Origin of the sequence: Pseudoalteromonas sp. S4741 (genome assembly GCF_005886135.1) — a bacterium.
GTDB classification, from domain to species: Bacteria; Pseudomonadota; Gammaproteobacteria; order Enterobacterales; family Alteromonadaceae; genus Pseudoalteromonas; species Pseudoalteromonas tetraodonis.
The window spans coordinates 1-5,099 of the sequence record NZ_PNCN01000124.1 but is presented as its reverse complement, the minus strand read 5'-3'; the positions used below and the strand labels follow the sequence as shown (position 1 = coordinate 5,099).

General features: G+C 42.1%; 5 protein-coding genes and 1 other RNA gene. 4 read left to right on the top strand and 2 right to left on the bottom strand.

Annotation, left to right across the window (positions count from 1 at the left end; genetic code table 11):
• Window positions 1-177: 177 nt before the first annotated feature.
• Both rnpB and rsmI read right to left on the bottom strand, forming a co-directional pair.
• Window positions 178-543, bottom strand: an RNA gene (gene rnpB / locus CWC30_RS15395) — RNase P RNA component class A.
• A 42-nt stretch (window positions 544-585) separates the two neighbouring features.
• Window positions 586-1,443 (bottom strand): 16S rRNA (cytidine(1402)-2'-O)-methyltransferase, encoded by an 858-nt coding sequence (gene rsmI, locus CWC30_RS15390; protein WP_036981305.1) that lies wholly within the window; start codon window positions 1,441-1,443, stop codon window positions 586-588.
• Window positions 1,444-1,503: 60 nt separating this feature from the next.
• Here rsmI and CWC30_RS15385 point away from each other — a divergent pair, with 60 nt between their 5' ends.
• The 4 genes from CWC30_RS15385 (at window position 1,504) to dolP (ending at window position 5,070) form a co-directional block, all read left to right on the top strand.
• On the top strand, window positions 1,504-3,384 hold the full coding sequence (locus CWC30_RS15385; protein WP_013464046.1) for a penicillin-binding protein activator: 1,881 nt from the start codon (window positions 1,504-1,506) through the stop codon (window positions 3,382-3,384).
• A gap of 9 nt (window positions 3,385-3,393) precedes the next feature.
• Window positions 3,394-3,765 carry a YraN family protein gene (locus CWC30_RS15380; RefSeq protein WP_036981301.1) on the top strand — a complete coding sequence of 124 codons (372 nt, stop codon included), beginning with the start codon at window positions 3,394-3,396 and terminating at the stop codon, window positions 3,763-3,765.
• A gap of 152 nt (window positions 3,766-3,917) precedes the next feature.
• Window positions 3,918-4,511 (top strand): SIS domain-containing protein, encoded by a 594-nt coding sequence (locus tag CWC30_RS15375; RefSeq protein ID WP_036981300.1) that lies wholly within the window; start codon window positions 3,918-3,920, stop codon window positions 4,509-4,511.
• Window positions 4,504-5,070, top strand: a complete 567-nt coding sequence (gene dolP, locus CWC30_RS15370) for a division/outer membrane stress-associated lipid-binding lipoprotein (protein ID WP_008468380.1) — start codon at window positions 4,504-4,506, stop codon at window positions 5,068-5,070. The genes CWC30_RS15375 and dolP overlap by 8 nt, the downstream gene beginning before the upstream one ends.
• The last annotated feature ends 29 nt before the right edge of the window (window positions 5,071-5,099 follow it).

Sequence of the window (5,099 nt, the reverse complement as noted above, 5' to 3'; positions counted from 1 at the left end):
AGAAATTTAAAAACCTTGCGGTTAACATTACAAGGTTTTTTATACCTGAAGGCGATAGTTAGTCTCGCGTCGAGTTTAGGTTTTAAGCCCGCAACCCGAAGCTCGCCGCCCGCAACCTGACAGCTTATTCCAAACACAAAAAAGCCCGCAGCGTTAACTGCGAGCTTTTTTATTGAATGAGTGAGTCAGCCGGTAAGCCGGGTTCTGTCCTTTCCGAAGAAAGTGATAATCATTCGTCTAGGCCATAAATCGCTCTATGGCTCAAGCAACCTACCCGGTTCCAACGTGGGCCACGCCATAAGGAACCCTATTTGGTCTTGCTCCGAGTGGAGTTTACCTTGCAACCGACTATTACTAGCGGCCCGGTGCGCTCTTACCGCACCCTTTCACCCTTACCAATCCGAAGATTGGCGGTCTTCTCTCTGCTGCACTTGTCGTGGGCTCACGCCCCCCAGCCGTTAACTGGCACTCTGCCCTGTGGAGCCCGGACTTTCCTCCCCCTGCGCATTTTCGTTGCAGGCAGCGATTATCTTGGCTAACTCGGCGCGCAGTATACATGAGAGCACCACACTACGCAGTAAACATTTACTGTTTTTCTTCAATAATTGTTTTATAAAGCGCGTTTTTCTTCATACCAAAGTAATCGGCCACCACGCCACAGGCTTTTTTCATTGGCATTTCGTTTTCAAGTAGTGCTAACATTTTACGGGCTTCAGGCGGAATATCGTCAACTACCTTAGGTTTACCCGGCAGCATGAGCACTATTTCACCGCGCTGTTTAGTAGGATCGTCAGTTAAAAACTGCTTTAACTCAGCTACGGTGCCATTAAAGAAGGTTTCAAATGTTTTAGTGAGCTCTTTGGCAAATACCACTTGCTGCTCACTACCTAGCGCTGCTTCTAAATCGTCAAGGCTTGCCATAATACGGTGGGTACTTTCATACATAATGCTGGTGATGCTTGAGTTAACTGCATCTATAAAAAAGTCTTGGCGTGCTTTACTTTTAGCGGGCGTAAAGCCAATAAACTGAAAACGGTCGGTTGGCAGCCCGGAACAACATACCGCAGTAATTGCAGCGCATGCACCTGGTACAGGTGTTACAAGTGCGCCCTGCTCACGGCATAAATTAACAACCGCATAACCAGGGTCGCTTATAAGCGGCGTGCCGGCATCGGATACTAATGCAATATTTAACCCTTGATTAAGTTGATCGATAATTTGCTGCGCTTTTTGCTTTTCATTATGGTCATGTAACGCAAAGGTTTTAGCCTTAATACCAAAGTGGCTGAGTAGCTTGCCAGTATGGCGAGTGTCTTCAGCAGCGATTAAGTCAACCTGCGATAATGTCGCGATTGCACGCTGACTTAAGTCGTCATAATTGCCGATTGGGGTGGCAACAACGTAAAGAGTGCCAATTTTCTGTGAATTCTCCTCATTTAACATTGAGGTCTCCTGCGTCAGTCAGTAATATAAGCAAATCGCGTTAACGTATGGGAAATCATTGTGCGACTTAAACTAGTTAGTCTATTAATTATATTGTCAGGGTTATCGGCGTGTAGCACAACCGAAAAACCAACTAAAACCAGCGATAACTTAAATAGCAGTGCCAATACGCTGAAAAATGAAGCACTGAACGCGCAATCGATTTATCAATTAGCGCAAAACCGTTTTGGTGCAGATAAAATTCAACTGCTTTATAGTGCCCGTGATAGCGCCATTACGGAAGAAAACTGGCCGCTACTCGAAACAATATGTAGCGAACTTGCACTTACTGCCAGTGTTGATCAAATTCAAAACCGTTTATATATTGCCTTTGCACAAAAAGAGCAGAATAAAAACCAGCAAGCACTTGAAGTATTAAACTCACTTGAGGGACAACTCAAGCAACCCGAACATTTTGCCTGGCACCAATTTTTAACTGCCAGCATTTTTGCTTCTCAAAACTTGCCAAAACGTGCTGCACCCTATTTTTTTGCGGCGTCAGAATCTGCAACTAAAAACACTATTTCAATTCCTCAGCTTAGTGATGCACTTTGGAAAAATTTAAAGCAACTCTCATCTTACGCATTAGAACGATTTAACCGTGGTTCTGTTATTCAACAAGGTTGGGTAAACTTAGCTTTGTATCATCAAGTTTACGCCAACAGCTCGGTTGATTTAGACCAAGCCATTAATAATTGGCGCCGCCGTTACCTTGGGCATCCTGGTAACAATGTACTGCCAAAACAAGAAACGTATGCTAATGAATTAGCGCCAATTAATATTGAGCGTTTGGTTGTTTTACTGCCTCAGTCAGGTGCTAATAAGCGCCTTGGGGATGCCTTAAAAGCCGGTATATTGGCAGCGCTTGATAAAAAAGAGATCAACGAAACACTGTTTATAGATGAAAACACTGAAACAGAAGCGTTGAGCGCACAAATTTCTCAGTTACAGCCTGACTTTGTTATTGGCCCACTATTAAAAGCCAATATAGATAAGCTCGCTAATACCAATACATTACTCGATATACCCACCTTACATTTAAATACCTTTGATGGCGAAAGAACCTCGCTGCAACATTACTTTTTTGCGCTTAATCCTGAACATGAAGTACAGCAAACGCTAGAGCACTTTTTAGCACAGGGTTATCAAAAGCCGATGTTGTTAGCGCCAAATAATACCAATGGCCAGCGCTTAGTTGACTACTTTAATCTGCAGTGGCAACGCTATAGTGAAACAACCACGCAAGTTGGTTTTTATAACGATAACAAAGATATGCCCAATACCATTACTAGCTTGTTAGAAGTTGATAAGTCAAAAGAACGTATTAAATCGGTTAAAGCACTTTTTAATAAAGAAGTTGAAAGCGAAACACGCTCACGTGGCGATATTGATGCCATTTACATACTCGGCGACGCCATTGAAACCCGATTAATTAAGCCTTACCTTGATGTTAATGTGAGTACCTTTGCCGATAGAATTCCTATTTACGCCAGCTCTAAAAGCCACAGTAAGCAAATAGATACCACTGACAAAGGTGATTTAGACGGACTCTACTTTACTGAACTGCCTTGGATGTTAGACTCACAAATTAAGCAACATAATCTGCGTCAGCAATACAATGATTTATGGCCTGAACAAGCCGATATAAGCCAACGTTTATTTGCGATGGCTTATGATTCCGTCACCATGCTTAACGATATTAGACAATTGAGTGTTACACCCGATAAATACTTTTCAGGGTTGAGCGGTAAATTGTCGATTAATAGTGCCGGTGATATTGAACGTTCACTGCAATGGGCTCAGTACAGCAACCGCCGAATAAAACCGGTGGAGTTAAAAACACAACGCCCTGTACCGCTATTTATGCAATCAGCTAACGATGGCATAACCATAATTAACTAAGGGGTCGACATGTCGTGGTTTAAACAGCTGTGGCAAAATAGTCGTGAAAAAGGCCAGTATTATGAGCGCCAAGCGCAAAAGTATTTAGAAGCACAAGGCTTAAAAGCCATTGAGCGTAATTATTACTGCCCCTATGGCGAACTTGATGTCATTATGAAAGACGGTCACACCTTAGTGTTTGTTGAGGTTAAGTTTCGTAAAAATAATATAAAAGGCGGCGCTAATTATGCTTTAAGCCCGCAAAAGCAAGCAAAATTAAGACGAACTATTTATCATTACCTCGCGGCTAAAAATTTAAAAAATCAGCCATTACGTATTGATTATGTTGCTATAACAGGCGAGCCATCACTACACATAAACTGGCTAAAAAACGTATTTTAATACCGAGCACATACAAATGAGTGAGCAATTATTACAACAGCTAAATTGCAAAATGCGTAGTTAAAAATTAACAAGCTGCTTCTAAAAAATAATCATCCTTAATAAAGCGGGTGTGAGCTCACACAGAATTAGATATTAATTGTTGGTAATCCATGCAAGACACAATAAAAGAAATTTTTAAAGAAAGTATTCAAGTTCAAATTGCAGCAGGTGAAGTACTTCCTAGCGCATTGGAGTCAGCGGCATTCACCATTGCACAAAGCCTGATCAATGGTAATAAATTGATATGCTGCGGTACTGCAAATTGCCACATGTTGGCGCAACACATGGCAGGCGTACTGGTAAATTTTTACGAAACAGAACGCCCTTGCTTACCTGCAATCGCTCTCTCGCAAGAAAATATTAACCTAGGTCAAGGCCATCAAATAGATGACCACGATACCTTTGCGCGCCAAGTACGTGCCTTTGCTCAGCAAGGTGACTTATTATTGGTACTTGCCATTAATGGTAATGAAAAACACATAATTTCTGCTGTAGAAGCGGCACTAACCAAAGATATGAAGGTCATAGTAATGGTAGGTGATGATGGCGGTGAACTCGTTGGCCTGCTTGGCCATAACGATGTAGAAATTCGTACGCCGTCTAAGCGCCCGAGTCGCATTATTGAATCGCATTTAGTGAACCTTCACTGTTTAAGTGAATTGGTAGATTTAACCCTTTTCCCGCAGGACGAAAATTATGTTTAAACGCTCCCTGATTATTTTAGGCACCGTTGTGTTATTACAAGGTTGTGCTGCTGCTGTAGTGGCCGGTACAGCCAGTGCTGTTACTGCAGCAAACGATAGACGAACCATTGGCTCGCAAATAGACGACAACAACATTGAAATAAAAGCCAGCATTGCTATTAGCGAAGATGAACGCCTTAATAAGTTTGCTCATATCAGCGTTATAAGCGTAAATGGCGTGGTTTTAATGGTAGGGCAAGTTCCTAACCAAGAAATGAAAAACCAAGCGTTTAAAACTATTGAGAACCTATCTGGCATTCGTAAAATTCACAACCAACTACGCATTGGCTCTAATATTGGTATTACCACGCAAACACACGACTCATGGTTAACCTCAAAAGTAAAAGCGCAGCTTTTAGCGGCTGAAAACATCAGCAGTAATAATATAAAAGTAGTGACTGAAAATGCCGAAGTATACTTAATGGGGCTAGTATCTGACGCTGAAGCAAACCAAGCTGTAAATATAGCTCGCAACATCTCTGGCGTAGAGCGGGTAGTTAAAGTGTTTGAGTATTTGTAAAAGTCTCAGGTCGAGGTTCGAGGTTCGAG

Bases quoted from the DNA above. Each gene is read 5' to 3' on its own strand.
- rsmI (WP_036981305.1), bottom strand. From the start codon at position 1,443: ATGTTAAATGAGGAGAATTCACAGAAAATTGGCACTCTTTACGTTGTT.
- CWC30_RS15380 (WP_036981301.1), top strand. From the start codon at position 3,394: ATGTCGTGGTTTAAACAGCTGTGGCAAAATAGTCGTGAAAAAGGCCAG.
- CWC30_RS15375 (WP_036981300.1), top strand. From the start codon at position 3,918: ATGCAAGACACAATAAAAGAAATTTTTAAAGAAAGTATTCAAGTTCAA.
- dolP (WP_008468380.1), top strand. From the start codon at position 4,504: ATGTTTAAACGCTCCCTGATTATTTTAGGCACCGTTGTGTTATTACAA.